General features: G+C 66.7%; 11 protein-coding genes. 9 read left to right on the top strand and 2 right to left on the bottom strand.

Annotated elements, in window-relative coordinates:
* Positions 1–31 precede the first annotated feature (31 nt).
* The 8 genes from IG99_RS51170 (at position 32) to IG99_RS42250 (ending at position 12385) form a co-directional block, all read left to right on the top strand.
* Complete coding sequence (locus IG99_RS51170; protein WP_158973370.1) at positions 32–3421, top strand: non-ribosomal peptide synthetase; 3390 nt, start codon at positions 32–34, stop codon at positions 3419–3421.
* Positions 3321–5627, top strand: a complete 2307-nt coding sequence (locus IG99_RS47080) for an amino acid adenylation domain-containing protein (RefSeq protein ID WP_234312157.1) — start codon at positions 3321–3323, stop codon at positions 5625–5627. The genes IG99_RS51170 and IG99_RS47080 overlap by 101 nt, the downstream gene beginning before the upstream one ends.
* A gap of 139 nt (positions 5628–5766) precedes the next feature.
* Positions 5767–6567 (top strand): AfsR/SARP family transcriptional regulator, encoded by an 801-nt coding sequence (locus IG99_RS42275; RefSeq protein WP_051866597.1) that lies wholly within the window; start codon positions 5767–5769, stop codon positions 6565–6567.
* 59 nt (positions 6568–6626) lie between these two features.
* A complete protein-coding gene (locus IG99_RS44615; RefSeq protein WP_051866596.1) occupies positions 6627–7889 on the top strand; it encodes an MFS transporter in 1263 nt (420 codons plus the stop codon).
* Between the two features lie 171 nt (positions 7890–8060).
* On the top strand, positions 8061–8843 hold the full coding sequence (locus tag IG99_RS42265; RefSeq protein WP_037684171.1) for a thioesterase II family protein: 783 nt from the start codon (positions 8061–8063) through the stop codon (positions 8841–8843).
* A 480-nt stretch (positions 8844–9323) separates the two neighbouring features.
* A complete protein-coding gene (locus IG99_RS42260) occupies positions 9324–9659 on the top strand; it encodes a hypothetical protein (protein WP_037684169.1) in 336 nt (111 codons plus the stop codon).
* Between the two features lie 289 nt (positions 9660–9948).
* The gene (locus IG99_RS42255) at positions 9949–11061 is read left to right on the top strand and encodes an ArsR/SmtB family transcription factor (protein ID WP_037684164.1); all 1113 of its coding nucleotides are present in this window, start codon (positions 9949–9951) and stop codon (positions 11059–11061) included.
* Between the two features lie 52 nt (positions 11062–11113).
* A complete protein-coding gene (locus IG99_RS42250; protein ID WP_037684162.1) occupies positions 11114–12385 on the top strand; it encodes an MFS transporter in 1272 nt (423 codons plus the stop codon).
* A gap of 134 nt (positions 12386–12519) precedes the next feature.
* Here IG99_RS42250 and IG99_RS42245 read toward each other — a convergent pair whose 3' ends face one another.
* Positions 12520–14742 carry an alpha-L-fucosidase gene (locus tag IG99_RS42245; protein WP_037684161.1) on the bottom strand — a complete coding sequence of 741 codons (2223 nt, stop codon included), beginning with the start codon at positions 14740–14742 and terminating at the stop codon, positions 12520–12522.
* 538 nt (positions 14743–15280) lie between these two features.
* On the opposite strand from IG99_RS42245, the gene IG99_RS49350 reads away from it, so the two are divergent.
* Entirely contained in the window at positions 15281–15592 is a 312-nt protein-coding gene (locus IG99_RS49350) for a hypothetical protein (RefSeq protein ID WP_158973369.1), read from the top strand.
* A 619-nt stretch (positions 15593–16211) separates the two neighbouring features.
* Here the strand turns inward: IG99_RS49350 and IG99_RS42235 are convergent.
* On the bottom strand, positions 16212–16463 hold the full coding sequence (locus IG99_RS42235) for a hypothetical protein (protein ID WP_037684159.1): 252 nt from the start codon (positions 16461–16463) through the stop codon (positions 16212–16214).
* Between the last annotated feature and the right edge of the window lie 231 nt (positions 16464–16694).

Raw genomic sequence — 16694 nt, 5'->3', positions numbered from 1 at the left:
GGACCTGTTCGACCGGCCCACGATCGAGCGGATGGCGGGCTGGCTTGCGCGGTTCCTGGAGGAGGTCCTGGCGGCCCCGGAGCAGCCGGTCAGTCGGGCACGCATCCTGGACGACGCCGAACTGAGCCTGGTACTCCAGGAATGGAACGACACCGGCCATGGCATCCCGGGTGCAGTCCTGCCCGAGCTGTTCGAGCAGCAGGCCGTGCGGACACCGGACGCCACGGCGCTGGTCTTCGACGGCAAGGAGCTGTCGTACCGCCAGGTGAACGAGCAGGCGAACCGCCTGGCCCGACTCCTGGCCGCGCGGGGCGCGGGGCCGGAACGGTTCGTCGCCGTCGCCCTGCCCCGCACGTCGGACCTGATCATCGCGCTGCTGGCGGTCCTCAAGACGGGTGCGGCGTACGTACCCATTGACCTCGGTTACCCGGCGGATCGGATCGCTTACATCCTCGAAGATGCCGCCCCGATGTGCGTGATCACGGTCGAGGGCAGCGGAGTCGAGGTGTCGGCCGGCATTGCCCGGATCTTCCTCGATGCCCTCGACGGTGACTCCGAAGCGGAGCTGCCGGTGTCCTTGGACCCGGGCACACCGGCGTACGTGATCTACACCTCGGGTTCGACGGGCCGCCCGAAGGGTGTCGTCGTCGAACACCGGTCGGTGGCCAACCTGTTGGCCTGGGCCGATCGCAGGTTCCGCTTCGCGGAGCTGTCCCGGGTCGTGGCCTCCACCTCCCTCAACTTCGACGTCTCCGTCTTCGAGATCTTCGCCCCGTTGGTGTCCGGCGGCAGCATCGAGGTCGTACGGGACCTGCTGTCCCTGCCCGACCTGGACCCCGACACACTGTCCGGGAGCTTGGTCAGTGGCGTGCCCTCGGCTTTCTCGCATCTGCTGGCAGGCACGTTGAGCGGTGCCCGTCCGCGTGCGGTGGCACTGGCCGGTGAGGCGCTGGCAGCGCACACGGTCCGTGACATCCGTGCGGCGATGCCCGGGGCCCGGGTCGCGAACATCTACGGCCCGACCGAAGCGACCGTCTACACCACCTATTGGCACACCGACACGGACACCGCGACCACGCCGCCGATCGGCCGCCCGATCGACAATGTGTCCACCTACGTCCTCGACGACGGCTTGAGCCCCGTACCGGTGGGCGTGGCGGGGGAGCTGTACATCGCGGGCGCCGGTCTGGCGCGCGGTTACCTCAACCGCCCCGACCTGACAGCGGAACGCTTCGTCGCCGATCCGTACGGCGATCCCGGTTCACGGATGTACCGCACCGGAGACCTCGTCCGATGGAACCCCAACGGCGAGATCGAGTACCTCGGCCGCATCGACGACCAGGTCAAGGTACGAGGTTTCCGTATTGAGTTGGGTGAGATCGAGTCCGTCCTTGCCGCCCACCCCGACGTTGACCAGGCCGCAGTGGTCGTACGAGAGGACCGCGGCGACAAGCGGTTGGTCGGCTACGCCGTCTCCACCGCCGACCCGCAAGTCCTGCGGGCCCACGTGGCGAGGGCGGTACCGGAGTACATGGTCCCGTCGGCGATCGTGCTGCTGGACGTGCTGCCCCTGACGCCGAACGGAAAGCTGGACCGACGGGCGCTTCCCGCGCCCGAGTTCACGGCGAGCACGGAGGGACGTGCGCCGCGCACCTCACAGGAGGAGATCCTGTGCGGGGTGTTCGCGGAGGTCCTCGGGATCGACCGGGTGTCCATTGACGACAACTTCTTCGAGCTGGGTGGGCATTCGCTGTTGGCGGTGTCTTTGGTGGAGCGGCTCCGTGAGCGTGGGTTGTCGGTGCCGGTGCGGTCGTTGTTCGTCACGCCCACGGTGGCGGGGCTGGCGTCCGGTCTGGAGACCACGGACAAGGACCTGTTGATCCCTCCGAACGGGATCGTCGAGGGCGTCGAAGTGATCACGCCGGAGATGGTGCCGTTGGCGGGGCTGTCGCAGGAGGAGATCGACAGGGTCGTAGCCCAAGTTCCTGGCGGCGTGGCCAACGTGACGGACATCTATCCGCTGGCCCCGCTCCAGGAGGGCATTCTCTTCCATCACCTGATGGGTGCCGCGTCGGGTGAGGACGCGTACGTCCTGCCGATGGTGCTCGGGTTCGATTCACGTGCCCGGCTGGACGAGTTCGTCGCCGTGCTCCAGCGGGTGGTGGACCGGCACGACATTCTCCGTACGGCCGTGTTGTGGGAGGGGTTGCGCGAGCCGGTCCAGGTGGTCCACAGGCACACGGAGATCCCGGTACACGAACTGACGCAAGTCACCGATGTGCAGGACTTGTTGGCGGTAACAGGCTCGGTGATGGACATCACCGCAGCACCGATGGTCCGAGTCACCACGACGGGTTCGATGGCACTGATCCAGGTGCACCACTTGATCCAGGATCACACGGCGGTGGACGTCCTCTTCACGGAGGTCCAGGCATTCCTCGAAGGCCGGGAGAAAGAACTGCCGCCGCCGCTGCCATTCCGGAACTTCGTAGCCCAGGCGAGGTTGGGCATCCCGGCGTCCGAGCACGAGGCGTTTTTCGCCGGTCAACTCGGCGACGTAACGGAACCCACCGCGCCCTTCGGTATCACCGATGTACGGGGTGATGGCACCGAGATCGCCGAGGCCCGTAAGCCCCTCGACGCGGCCACCGCCACAGCGGTACGCGAGATGGCGCGGCGTCTCGGCGTGAGCGCGGCGACCGTGCTGCACGTGATGTTCGCGCGGGTGGTCGCCTCGGCGTCGGGTCGTGAGGACGTCGTCTTCGGCACGGTCCTGTTCGGCCGTATGCAGGCTGGTGCCGGCGCGGACCGGATCCCGGGCTTGTTCATCAACACCCTGCCGGTCCGCCTCGACACCAGCAACAACTTGGGCGAGGCCATCAAGAGCACACAAGCCAATCTCGCGGAACTGCTGGTCCACGAGCACGCCCCCCTCGCACTGGTCCAGCGCATGAGCGGCGTGCCTGCCGAAGCTCCGCTGTTCACCGCCCTGTTCAACTACCGCCACAGCACGGTGGACACCGACACCGAGGCCGACGGCATCGAGATCCTCTTCGCTCAGGAGCGCACCAACTACCCGCTGACGGTCACGGTGGACGACACCGGCGACGGATTCGTGTTCACTGTCCAGTGCGTGGACCCGATCGACCCGGACCTGGTGCTGTCCCTGTTGGACACGGCCACCGGCCACTTGGTCCACGCTCTGGACGACACTCCCGTACACACCCTGCCCGTCCTCGACGACACCGGGCAGAGCCTCGTACTCAAGCAGTGGAACGACACCAGCCGTGACATCCCACCCGGACTATCCGGCCGACCGGATCGCCTACATCCTCGACGACGCGGACCCCATGTGTGTGATCACGGTCGGGGACAGTGGGGTCGAGCTGCCGGCCGACACCACCCGGATCCTGCTGGATGATCCGGCGGTGCGGCAGGCCATCGATGTGCGGGCGGCGGGCGACCTGTCCGATGCCGAGCGGGTTGCTCCGTGGGGTGCGCGCGTGCCGGCGTACGCGATTTTCACGTCGGGTTCGACGGGTCGGCCGAAGGGCGTGGTGGTCGAGCATCGGGCGTTGGTGAATTTCCTGTGGTCGATGCAGGAGCGGTTCGGTCTGGGTGTGGGTGACCGGTTGCTGGCGGTGACGACGATTGCTTTCGATATCGCGGGTCTGGAGTTGTATCTGCCGTTGTTGAACGGTGCCGCTGTGGTGCTGGCGGCGTCGGAGCAGGTGCGTGATCCGCTGGCGTTGCGGTCGCTGGTGTCTTCGGCTGGGGTGAGTGTGGTGCAGGCGACGCCGAGTCTGTGGCATGCGGTGGTGGTCGATGCCGCGGATGAGCTGGCCGGGGTGCGGGCGCTGGTGGGTGGTGAGGCGCTGCCGGGTGAGCTGGCGCGCACGTTGGTGGCCCGGACGGCGTCGGTGACGAACCTGTACGGGCCCACCGAGACGACGATCTGGTCCACGGCAGATGAGGTCCGTGGGGATGCCGGCGGGGTGTCCTCGATCGGCGCTCCGATCGCCAACACGCAGGTGTACGTCTTGGATGCGGGCCTGTGCCCGGCACCGGTGGGCGTCGCGGGTGAGTTGTACATCGCCGGTGACGGTTTGGCCCGCGGGTATGTGAAGCGTCCGGGTCTGACGGCGGAACGGTTCGTCGCCGACCCCTTCGGGGAGCCCGGCTCGCGCATGTACCGCACCGGGGACCTGGTGCGGTGGAATGCGAGCGGTGAGATCGAGTACCTCGGCCGTATCGACGACCAGGTCAAGGTGCGGGGTTTCCGCATCGAGCTGGGCGAGATCGAGTCCGTCCTGGCCGCCCATCCCGACGTCGCCCAGGCCGCGGTGGTCGTCCGGGAGGACCGGCCCGGTGACAAGCGGCTGGTCGGCTACGCCGTCCCCACCGCCGACGCGGTACTCGACCCGCAAGCCTTGCGGGCGCATGCGGCGAAGATGGTGCCGGACTACATGGTGCCTTCCGCGGTCATGGTGCTGGATGTGCTGCCGTTGACGCCGAACGGGAAGCTGAACCGGCGGGCCCTGCCCGCTCCCGAGTTCACCACCAGCACGACCGGCCGTGCCCCGCGCACCCCGCAGGAAAAGCAGCTGTGTGACCTGTTCGCAGAAGCACTTGACGTCGAGCAGGTCACCATCGACGACAACTTCTTCGAACTCGGTGGCCACTCCTTGCTGGCCACCCGCCTCATCAGCCGGATCCGAACGGTCATGGGTGTCGAATTGGGGATCCGTGCTCTGTTCGATGCTCCGACAGTGGCCGGACTGGTAGAGCGGCTCGACGTGGACGATCCCGAGGACTCCTACGGGGTGCTGCTGCCGCTCAGGATCACTGGCAGCTCGGCACCGCTCTTCTGCGTCCACCCGTTGGGCTCCCTCGCTTGGGCCTACGAGGGCTTGGCGGACCGGCTTGGGCCGGACCACCCGGTCTACGGTCTCCAGGGCCGGGGCTTGCTGCAGCCGGAGCGGCAACCCGGGAGCGTGGGGGAGATGGCCGCCGATTACGTGGCGCAGATGCGCACGGTGCAGCCGTACGGGCCGTACCGCCTGCTCGGGTGGTCGTTCGGAGGGAACGTCGCGCACGAGATGGCGGTGCAGCTCGAGGAGCAGGGCGAGCAGGTGTCGCTGCTCGCGCTGCTCGACGCGAGCGCCGAATACACAGTCGCATCCAATGAGTCGATCGTGGAACACGAGACGCTCGAGCTGCTGTTGCAGGGCCTCGGGCACAAGCCCGGGGACGTGGTCGGCGCTGAGACCGGCAGGGATGCCACCGCCAGTCAGCTCACTCGCACCGATGTGATCAACTTCCTGCGCCGCACCCAGACCGATTGGCGAGACAGAGACGAAGCACGGATCAACGCGCTGGTCGACACCGCAGAGAACAACGAACGGATCCTGGGTGACTTCAAGCCCCGCCGTCTCACCTCGCGGGTGCTGTACATCGCCGCGGACCCGGCCAGGACCGGTGACACCACGGCGGCGGACAAATGGCTCCCGCACACCGACGGTGGCATCGTGAAGCATTCCGTGCCATACGAGCACGAAGCGATGATGAGCCCGGACTCGCTCTCGCACATCGTGCCAATCATCGCCGTTTCGCTGAGGGGAGCCTGACGGCGCGGAGACAGCGGTCAGGCAGGCTTCCCTTTCTGGGATTCCACATGCCCGGCCTTGGCGATGGGTTCAGCCCCGCCGAGGCCGAATAGCCGGCACGTCCAAGTACGCATGCACTATCCACACGGGGAGCAGAGGTATGGAGTTCGGAATCCTGGGGCAGTTGTCGCTGGTCGACAGTGATGGTCGGTCATGCGCACCTGGCGCCCTGAAGTTGAAGATCTTGCTGGCGAATTTCCTGGCGCGGCCCAACCGCATGATGTCCACCCATCAATTGATCGAGGAACTCTGGGACGGGTTCCCGCCCCGGACCGCGACAACGGCACTTCAGGTTTATATCTCCAATCTCCGTAAGATCCTGGGCGAGAGTGGTTCACGCTCCGAGCAGTCATCCATTCTCACCCGCCCCCCGGGATATGTCTTCAGCCTGGCCGGCCACGACAGCGATCTGCAACAGTTCGAGCAAGAGCGGGACGAGGCCGGCCGACGTGAGGACCGGGGGGATGTGGAAGGCGCCTCGGCACTGCTGCGCCAGGCGTTGAAACGGTGGCGCGGGAGGGCCCTCGCTGACGTCCGTTGCACGCCGCGATTGATGGCGGAGGCGCGGCGCCTTGACGAGCTGTACATAACCTCCTACGAGAAGTCGATAGAACTCGACCTGAACCTCGGGCGGCATGCCGAACTGGTGGGAGAACTCTATGCGTTGGCGGGGGAGTACCCCTCCCGTGAACGAGTCCACGAATATTTGATGGTCGCTCTGTACAACGCTGGACGCCCCAGCGAGGCGTTGCGGGTTTACTCGTCGATTCGCAACTCGCTGAGCGAGCAGTCTGGGCTCGCCCCGAGCCACCGGCTGCGCAGTCTTCAGCAGGCGATCCTGTCGCGGAGTTTCGATGTCCTGTCGATCAGGCCGCAGACCCCGATGCGGTCGATCGCGTGATCCAGCGCACCGGAACCCCAGAAGGGCCAGAGCCGGCCCACCCAAAGGACTGAAACTTCATGCGCGAACTATTCCGCATCCGTAACCTGCGTCTGTGCATCCTGGGCAATACGGTGACCATGATCGGCGACAATGCCTTCTGGCTCGCCGCTTCCATCTGGGTCAAGGAACTGACCGGGTCGACCGCGCAGGCCGGCGTCGTCATCCTCTGCCTGACTCTGGGGACCATGCTCTCGCCCGTCACCGGAGTACTGGTCGACCGGTTCCGACGCAAACGGCTGCTGATGTTCACCGAGGTGGCCACCGCGCTGTTGATCTTGTCCCTCGTCACTGTGGACGGCCGGGGCCAGGTCTGGCTGATCTACCTGATCATGTTCCTCTACGGGATCAGCTCTGCGATCACTTCCGGTGCCTTCGTCGCCTTGCGAGAGCAACTCATGCCCGCGGAACTCGTGAGTACGGCCATCGGGCTCAGTGAGGCGCTGAATCAGGCCGCTCGGCTGATCACCCCCGGGATCGGGCTGGGTGTCTTGGCTGCCTGGGGCGGGCACACCCTGGCCGTTGTCGACGCGGCCACCTTCGGTGTGTCGGTGCTGTGCTGGTCGCTGGTGCGGATCGACGACCCGAAGCCGGTCCGGGGGGCGAACCGGGAGAGCTGGAGCCAGCAGGTCGTGGTCGGATTCCGGTACTTGCTGACCGCGCCGCTGCTGCGTCACCTGTCCTTCGCTCTGGCACTCGCCTTCTTCGCGATGGGCTTCTACGAGACGCTCGGCATCGCTGTGGTGACCGTCGGGCTGGGGCGTCCCGCGACCTGGGTGGGCACTTTGGTCACCGTCATGAGCCTGACCGGGCTGATCGGAGGCTTGCTCGCGCCGGCGCTCATCAAACGTGCCGGACCCGGTCGGACGGCGGCGGTTGGCTTGGGATTGTGCGCGGTCGCCGCCGGCTTCGTCGCAGTCCCGAACAGTGCGGTGGTGATCGCCGCCGCCGCGACCTTCGGGTTGTGCCTGGCGCCGGTCGTGGTCAGTTCGATGACGGCGTTTCAGCTGTATACCCCGAATGAGCTGCTGGGCCGGGTGACCGGAGCGGCGAGCTTCATCATGACCGGGATGCAAGGCGTCGGTATCTTCGTCGGCGTCACGCTGATTGATGTGCTGCCCTACCGAGATCTGGTTTATCTGAGCGTCGGCATTCTCGTCGTCGGCTCACTGTACCTGGCAACACGACCCGAGCAGCGTCGGCGCGTACTCCCGAAACCGGCAGGTCTGTTGGAAGGCGATGAGGCTAAAAGCGAGGAGCCGACCGGAACTGCGAAACGATGAGTGAATCAAGCTCACATCAAGCAGGCCGCGAGCGATCGCTTTTTGTGGGTGGATATCGATGGATGAAACCACTCATATTTCTGCGGTGATCTGCGCCGCCTTGCTCGACGTCACGATCAATGTAAGGTGATTGTGATCTCACCATGCAACTCATTGCTGGAGCACACCTGAATGTCTGTGAATGCGTCTGACGCCGCGGTATGGCTGCGGCGGTTCGGCACGGTCGCCGGACCCAAGCAGCGTCTGGTCTGTTTCCCCCATGCCGGAGGTTCCGCCAGCACCTTCAGAAGCTGGCGCCGTGGGCTGCCTGGCGATGTCGAACTGCTGACGGTCCGCTATCCGGGCAGGGAGGACCGGATCACGGAACCGTTCGTCGAGGACATGGACGAGATGGCCGGCGAAATCGCCGCAGAGCTGGCCCCGCTGCTCGACAGCGGCCTGGTTCTGTTCGGGCACAGCATGGGTGCAGCCCTTGCCTTCGAAGTTGCTTTGCTGCTGGAGGGGGAGCATGGCCGGGGCCCAGCCATGGTCGTTGTTTCCGGCCGTAGTGGCCCCGGCACTGGGGGGCGCGACCTGCCTGATGACAACGACGAATCGGTCATCGACTTCGCCAAGTCTCTGGGAAGCCTCAACTCGGCGGCGTACGACGACGAGGACCTTCGCCCGCTGCTGCTTCCGGCCCTCCGCGCGGACCTGCGCATGATCAAGAACCACTGTCCTCAGCCCGGCCGGACCATCAAGAGCCCGCTCTTGATCTATGTGGGAGACAGCGATCCGGACGTCACCGTCTCGGAGGCGTATGCGTGGTCGCATGCGTCGATCGGTGAATCAAGCGTCAAGGTGTTCCCCGGGGGGCACTTCTACTTGGTCGACTCCGAAGCAGAGGTGCTGGATGACTTGTCCGCACGGCTGCGTAGGGCACGGGTCACCCAGCCGGTACTTCCCAACAGGTGATCGAGGCCATCTGACCCTCTCCTCGGAACCGGCCAGGCCGTAGCCTTGGTGCGAGCCCGTTGTCCGACCCTGCTGTCCGTTCAGCGAGATGGAGACGGGCTTCGAAGGCAGCGGCTGCGGCGCCTCGGTGCTTGCGGGAGGCGGCGCGGTGGCCGATGCTGTCCCGCCATGTGGTGTGGCAGCGACCGAAGTGAAGCTGCAGGTCGCACCCCGTGGGCTCGCACGGGCGCCACCGACACCTGACCTGACATGGGCCAGGCGGTTGGCCCTGTCAAGTGATGGGCCGCAGCAGTGCGGCGACCGCCCCGGCGACGGTGACCCCATGCCCGAGCCGGCAGGCAGCGGCGGAGGCGGTAAATCGCGGAAGCCGACGGGTGACCTGCCGACCGTCAAGCACCCGACAGTAGGGTTGATCGACATGGGTAACCACGTCACCCAGCGGCAGACCGGCCGGACCTCGATGTCGCGGAGCGATTCAAAGTGGGCATAGTCCCCGGTTACGTGTACATCCTGCCGGCGGCGATCGTCGTGGGATGGATCCTGTCGTGGTGGGGGGCCCGGCGGGTCCGGTGGGTCCTGCTGTCCGCCGCGGCCGTCGTCTCCGTGCTCTGCGTCGTCATCGGCTGGCAGGCGATGGGGCCGCCGGCGGGCCCGCGGACCGTCAGCTGCTCGTCCACCTGGGCGTGCACGGATCCGGGTTCGCTCTACCTGGTCGCGGCCGGCCTGCTCGGCTGCGGGTGCTGCTTTGTGCTGTTGCTCCTTGCGATGGTGGGCGAGGCGATTCTGATCTGGAGAAGACGCCGGATCTCCGACTGACGGTTTATCAGCTCTGCTCGTGACGGCGCCGGATGTGGCGTGACGGCCGCAGCGCCGACCGCCGCAGGCAGAAGGCGCGCCACCGATCAATACGGTGGTGTCGCCTTCCGGTCTGTCCCGCGCAGGCCCCGGCCTTCGCCGGGTCGATCCGCACGGGTGTTCCGCGCGAGGACGGAAAAGCCCAGCGGGCCCTCCTCACACGCTGGGCGGCCCAGGTACGGGAGGTGGGCCGCGCGCAGACGACCGCCGGTCCCAGCAAAGGCAGTCGGCTCGCGGTCATGATGTCGCCATGACCATCACTTTCCGGATCCCCGCGTCCGGCGCGGAACTCGTGGGGTTCTCGTACTCGCCGTCGATGGAGGCGGTGCTGAGCCTGCACGTGCTGGTGGAACCCAAGCATCATCCCGTCCAACACGCCTGGGTACGGGCCATGCGCAGGCTGTCGCCGACGCTGAAGCGCGAGATCGACGTGTTCTCCTTCGCCTTCCGTTCCTACTTTCCGGAGTTCTTCTTCCCGTCGCCGACGGGTGAGCTGCTCGGCTTCGAGGACGAATTGCGACGACTGCGCTCGGTCGACCCGGAGCTGGTGCGGCTGGAGTTCGCAGTCGCGCTGGGTGGTCAGCCGTTGGGAGGCGGGCCCGGCAGGAACCCCGCTGCCCTCGACGAACCCGAAGTCCGCCGTCGACTGGACGAGCAGGCAGGGGCAGCAGGCGATCAGAGGCTGGCCAGGCTGCTGCTCGACGAGCCTGCCTCGCTGTTGGAGCGGTTTCTGAGGATGCTGGAGCGCTACTGGGAGGAAGCGTTCTCACACGAGTGGCAGCGCATCGAGCCGGGTCTCGCCGAGAGCGTCGCCGAAGCCGGTTGTCAGATCGCCGAGCACGGTCTGTACACCCTGTTCCGTGGCCTGTGGCCGGAGGTGCGCAGCGAACCCGAGGCCGGGCGAGTCTGGCTGGAGCGACCGCACGATCACGACGTCGAGATCACGCCAGAAAAGCAGCTCGTCCTCGCCCCCAGCGCTTACGTATGGCCGCACGTTCGCGTCAACTGTGACGGCCCCTGGCCCCTCGGGCTGGTGTTTCCCGCGTCCTCCATCGTCCAGGAGGCCCGCCCGCGTATCCCCCCGGCGCGGCTGACGGGCATCCTCAGGGCGCTGGCCGACGACACCCGCCTGCGTACCCTGAGGCTGATCGCCGAACAGCCGCGCAGCACGCAGGAGCTCGCCCCCCTCGTCGGAATCACCGAGGCCGGTCTCTCCAAGAATCTTCGCCTGCTGAGCGAGGCAGGTCTGGTCGAGCGCCGCCGCGAGGGCTACTACGTGCTGTACCGGCTGGTCCCGGAGCAGGTGGCAGCTCTTGCCCCCAGCCTGGAGGCGTTCCTGCACGCGAGCGACCCCACTGATTAGCGTCATTCTCAATCAGTTGATCAAGTGCGTCGCTCGTTCCGACAGTAGGGGCATGACACTCCTGAAGGACCGGAACTTCCTGCTTCTGTTCGCCGGTCAGGGCATTTCACGTTTCGGTGACGGCATGTTCACCGCTACCACCGCCTGGCTGGCCTGGTCGCTCACCCATGATCCGGCGGCGGTGGCGCTGGTCACCGTGGCCGCGTACGCGCCGGCATTTCTGGCGACATTCGTTGCCGCTTCCTACGCCGACCGCTACGACCGACGACGTCTGATGATCCTCACGGACATTCTCCGGGCGGCGCTGGTGGCTGTCGCCGTGGGAATGTTCGCGTTCGGATCGATGAACTTGACCGTGCTGGTGGCAGCGACAGCGCTGCTGGCCCTGGTCGGGGCCCCTTTCGCTCCCGCCCGCAACGCCATCGTGCCGCAGATCGTGCCGCCCGCTCTTCTGCAGCAGGCCAACGGACTGCTCCAAGTAGCCTTCCGTGCCGCCTTTTTCGTAGGTCCGCTCGTACTCGCGCCAGTGCTGGCCGTTGCTTCCCTGACGACCGCTGTGGCACTCAACGGACTGACCTTTCTGCTCTCGGCCGCCGCCGTCGCCGCCCTCCGGGTCCGCGCTCCCGCCCACCGCGGCCGCCCGACCGGGCTTCGCTCCGACCTGGCGGCGGGCCTCAGAGCAGTGCGGTCCGAGCCGGACGTACTGCTGGTGATCGTGACCTTCGTCCTCGCTCTCACCCTCACCAGCGGTTTCCTGACGGTCGGCCTGGTGGCCCTGGTGGGGCAGGGCGGCCAATACGGACTGCTGCTGGGCATCGCCGGGCTGGCGGAGGTTGCCGGAGCCCTCCTCCTTTCCAGGATTGCGATCCGCAGACTCGCCCTGGCCGCCCTACTCGCCTGGGCCCTGCTGGGTATCTTCCGACTTCCGCTGGGCCTGGCCACCTCTCCTGTCATGGCAGCCGCTCTGCTCGCGCTGACAGGGCTCGCCTCAGCGCTGACCGACATCCCACTGATCGCCCTGGTACAACAACGCATCCCGGACAGCCACCTCGCCAAGGCCCTCGGTCTGTGGGAGGCCGGCATCGCCGGCGCCCTCGCCGTCTCCCCGTTCATCGCGTCGACGACCATCTCCCTGGTCGGAGTGAAGGCCGCCTTCACGCTGTCGGGAGCCGCCCTGGTGACACTTGCCCTGGTGGCCTCCACGATCCTCGCCGCGACAACCGCCAAGCGGCCCGACCGACCGGACAGCCGGATGGGTGCCCCAGGACGAGGCCGTCACAGCTTCATCGCCTCGCCCGAAGGGCGAGGCTCTTCAACACGCTGAACTTGACAGAGAAATCGGCAGAGCTCCTCTTATGAGACCCATCTGACCGGATGTCACCGAGCCACAGGGCGTGTCTCAATAGGGGTGCTGCAGCGGCCGGAGCGGCTGCCCCGGCCCCCGCCCTTCCTACCCGCTCAGACCGCGGTGAAGGTCCACTGCACGTTGGTGCTGCTGTTCCCGGACCACTGCTTGGTCACGGAGCCCGAGGGCACGTCGCCGCCGCCGTCGAGGACGAGGCCGGTGGCGCGGTTGCGGATCCAGTACCTGTTGCCGCCCTGGTACCTGAGCTGCCACTGCTGGCTGTTGGCACCGGTCCAGGTCGCCTCCAGTGCGGGGGAGCCGTTCGTGGTGGCGCCGCCGCCGTCGGCGACCATGCCGTTGGCGCGGTTGACCAGCTTGTAGTAGCCGGTGCCGAGCTCGACGGCCTGCCACTGCAGGTTGGTGCTGCCGTTCCAGGTCCACTGCTTGAGGTTGGAGCCGCTGGGGACATTCCCGCCGCTGTCCAGCACGAGCCCGTCGGTGACGTTGGTGATCTTGAACCACGCCGAGGGGTTGAGCTGCACCTTCATCGACACGACGGCGTCGTTGTTGCCGCTGCCGCGCAGGTCGGCGTTGTCGGTGGAGAAGGTCCAGGCGGTACCGGTGAAGTTGTCACCGGAGTAGGCGATGATCTGATAGCCGGGGGCCAGCTTCAGCGAGGACAGGCTGCGGCTGGGCAGGCCGGCGAGCGCCAGCTGGTCGGCGTTGTAGGTGCCGACCTGGAGCACGGAGGAGCCACCCAGGTAGTTGACGTCCTGGTAGACCACGGCCCCGGACAGCGGCTTCAGGGCCGGGATCGGGCCGGAGAAGGTCAGCTTCACGACGTAGGCGAGGGCGGAGAACGGCGCCGACGACGACGGCAGGGTCACGTGCAGCCCGGCCGAGTCCTGCGTGGGGGCGGGCAGGTTGGTGTACGTGCCGGCGGTGGAGTTCAGCAGCTTCGCCGAGGTCAGCGAACTGACGTTGATCCTGGCCGAGTTGAGCGACGATATCGTCAGTGTGCTGCCCGGCCAGCCGAGGACGGTGGCGTACAGGACGGTGTTGTTCTTGTTCCGCGTGAAGCGGATGTCCTGCGCCGTGCCGACCTTCGGGGCGGTGAAGGCGCCGCCGCCCATGTGCGTGGGACCTTCGCCGTACGTGGTCCAGGCCCGGGTCGAGTAGACCGACTCGCCGAAGCGCTTCAGGTAGTCGCCGATGCCGAGGAGGATGTCCTTCTGGGCCTGGGGGATCGTGCCGTCCGCCATCGGGGCGATGTTGAGCAGCATGTTGCCGTTCTTGCTGACCCGGTCGATCAGTGAGTGCAGCATCTGCTGGGTGCTGTAGTAGCCGATGCCGTTCGTGTAGCACCAACTGGAGCTGGAGATGCTGTCGTCGGTGAGCCAGTAGGGGGCGGTGATGTCCCCGGGGCCGCCGCGCTCGTAGTCGAAGACCTCGCCGTGGCTGTTCAAGCCGTCCTTGAAGGTGGCGACGACTTCGCGGCCCCACGCCTCGGCCTGGTTGTAGTAGTACGACAGGAAGTTCAGCCGCTGCGTCTGGTCGACCTTGCCGAGGTCGAAGTCCTGCCAGATGATGTCGGGCTTGGCGAGGTCGATGACCTCCTTGAGCTTGTCGTACCACAGCTGGTTCTCGGCCGCGGTGCCCAACTGCCCGTAGAGCTTCTGCAGGCTCGGGTCGGACTGCGCGGGTACGTGGTCGTAGAAGCCGTTGAAGTTGAACGCGTGGTGCATGGACACCAGGAGCTTCAGCCCCTTGGCGCGGATGGAGTCCGTGAACAACTGGAGGAGGTTGAGCTGAGGGCCCTTGGCGGCCGAGTTCCACTCGTTGACCGAGCTGTTCCACATGGAGAATCCGTCGTGGTGCTCGGCGACCGGGCCGGCGAACCGGGCGCCGGCGTCGACGAAGAGCTGCGCCCACTCGTCCGGGTCGAAGTTCCCGCCCGCGGACTTCAGCTTCGGCGCGAACTTGGTGAAGTTGCCGTTCAGGTCGTTCGCACCGTTGATGAAGTTGTGGTACGGCCAGGCCGACGGGTCGCCGTACGTGGCGATGTGGTGGGCGTTGGCCTTGCTCCCGCTGACGTACATGAAGCGCGGGTACCACTCGCTGTCGTAGGCGGGCACGCTGAAGACGCCCCAGTGGTAGTAGATACCGAACTTGGCGTCCTTGAACCACTCGGGAGCCGCGGTGTGCTGGTCGACCGAGGCCCACGTGGGGGTGTACGTGGTCGCGGCCCGGGCGGTGCCGGCGGCGAGGACGTTGCCTGCGGCCGCTGCCGCCGCGACACCCGTGGCGCTCGCCAGGAACTGGCGTCTGTTGATCATGGGGTACTACCTCCGTCAGAGCTGTGGTGGGAGACCAGGGCCGGTGACCAGGGGGCGCACCCCGCTGGCGGGAGTGCGCCGTATGCGACACGCCCCGAACCGGACGCGGGCGGCGGGCGGTTGACTCGGCGTCACGGCGTGCGGGCGGGGATGTCCGCGGTGAAACGGGTAGTTGGAGCGCGTCACCGGCTGCGAAGGGCGACGGGGTCCGCGGACCCCAGGGGGCTCCTGGCGGAGCAGTTTCCCGACGGCATGTCCTCAACTCCGTTCCCGTACGGCAGCACCGCCGCGTGAACCTTTCGGCTCCTGGACTTCTCGGAGACCCCTGAGCCGCGTGTGCCGGATGTCACGCATGAAGTTGCGGCACTCACCCCGCCCGTGTCAACGGGCGTGCAGGGATGAAAGCAGCCTTTCAACTGGGCGTGCATCCCTTTTTGCACAGCGATCTGCCGATTGATCCCTCGGTAGACATGGTATGTCTACCCGTCAGACGCCAGCGGTCCCGGACCGCTGCCGTGCCGGGTGGTGCCGCAGGATCGTGCGCATCGCGGCGCGGAAGGGTGTCGAGCCACGCCGTGTCACCAAGACGCGCAAGGCGTCCCGACTGCCCATGTCCTGCCATCGCTGGACGTTCAGCCTGGCCCAAGGCGCCCGATCGATGGCGAGAGAGTTCTCGTTCGGCAGGAGCCACAGCGATGTCAGGCCGTTGTTGACCGCAGTGCGTGTCCTGTTGCCCACTGAACGACTCGCGATCGGCGAGATCCGGATCTCTCAGCCGATCTTCTTTCCGCACGTCGCCCGCGAGGTCTTTCACCTGATCCAGCTCATATCCTCACAGCCCGCGTCATAGGGCCTGTGTGAGATGTGAGAGCGTGCAGGACGTGAGTGAGAGCGTGACGAACACTTTGCAATACCGCTTTGACGGGCCGGAAGAGGCTCCCGTCCTGATCCTGGGTCCCTCCCTGGGTACCACCTGGCACAGGTTGTAGAGACCGTCCAGGGACGTCTACGCCAGTCCAGCACGGGCGTGAAATCCCAGGTCAGGGCCTCCTGGTCCGTGAGGGGCCGCCCAGTTGGTGATGGCTGTGTGATAGACGGGTGATACGGTGCGGCCCCGCCGGTGTCCATCCTGACGGGACCTCTGCGCGGAGCCGTGAGACGACGAAGCCGCACCGGAGCGCTCCGGTGCGGCTTCGTCGTGAGATCGGCTGCGCTGTCGGGCACGATGCGGTCGGCGCCTCATGCGGTCCGTGTTCCTGTGACGCTTTCGGGGTGCGCCTACTTTGCGATTGCACTCGCCTACGCGTCTACCCTGAAGGGAACGGCCCGTAGCGGGGGATGAGGGGTGGTAGCGGACATCGCGCGAAACCTGTCTCCGGATCCCTGCACCTCTGCGCGAGGTCAGCCGTCCGGTGATGAGTTCACGCTATTCCCCGAAGAGGCCGAACGGACCGCTCCTGGACGTCGGCTCACTTCCGTCGGCGGTCGTCCTCCGAGGAGCGGCTCGTCTCCAGCCAGGACCGTGCCGGTTCTGCCGGGCGGGTGGTGTCCACGGTGAGCTGGAGGCGGGTCCCTCCCTGGCTGTCCGCGGGATAGCTGCGCTGCTCGGAGGCGGCGAAGCACTGGCGGAGAACCTCCGCGACGCGACGGGCGACCTCGGGGGAGGCCGCGACGATACGTACCTCGGCGTGCCCGTCCGGGGGTGTTTCCGTGGGCTGCATGGCGACCTCGTTGTTCGGGCACAGATGAGCGGACCGATCTTTCACTCTACTTTCCTTACAGGCAGGCAGGCAGGCAGGCGAGTGCGATGTCCGACTCCGGCTCCCCGGGTGTGACCAGGCTCCTGCCGGACGCCTGGGCTTGATCCGCTTTGGCGGACATCCGAGATCAGGGGTTCTGCCCCGGGAGGATGTCCATCATGGAGAGCATGGGGAAGAAGAAGCCTCGGCCTC

The organism is Streptomyces griseus subsp. griseus, from assembly GCF_000720255.1.
GTDB lineage: Bacteria > Actinomycetota > Actinomycetes > Streptomycetales > Streptomycetaceae > Streptomyces > Streptomyces griseus_I.
This window is presented reverse-complemented; position numbering and strand designations above follow the sequence as displayed.

Coding starts and splice junctions, on each gene's coding strand:
- IG99_RS42245 (WP_037684161.1), bottom strand. CDS start 14,742: ATGATCAACAGACGCCAGTTCCTGGCGAGCGCCACGGGTGTCGCGGCG.
- IG99_RS51170 (WP_158973370.1), top strand. CDS start 32: ATGGCGGGCTGGCTTGCGCGGTTCCTGGAGGAGGTCCTGGCGGCCCCG.
- IG99_RS42265 (WP_037684171.1), top strand. CDS start 8,061: ATGTCTGTGAATGCGTCTGACGCCGCGGTATGGCTGCGGCGGTTCGGC.
- IG99_RS44615 (WP_051866596.1), top strand. CDS start 6,627: ATGCGCGAACTATTCCGCATCCGTAACCTGCGTCTGTGCATCCTGGGC.
- IG99_RS42235 (WP_037684159.1), bottom strand. CDS start 16,463: ATGCAGCCCACGGAAACACCCCCGGACGGGCACGCCGAGGTACGTATC.
- IG99_RS42250 (WP_037684162.1), top strand. CDS start 11,114: ATGACACTCCTGAAGGACCGGAACTTCCTGCTTCTGTTCGCCGGTCAG.
- IG99_RS42255 (WP_037684164.1), top strand. CDS start 9,949: ATGACCATCACTTTCCGGATCCCCGCGTCCGGCGCGGAACTCGTGGGG.
- IG99_RS42275 (WP_051866597.1), top strand. CDS start 5,767: ATGGAGTTCGGAATCCTGGGGCAGTTGTCGCTGGTCGACAGTGATGGT.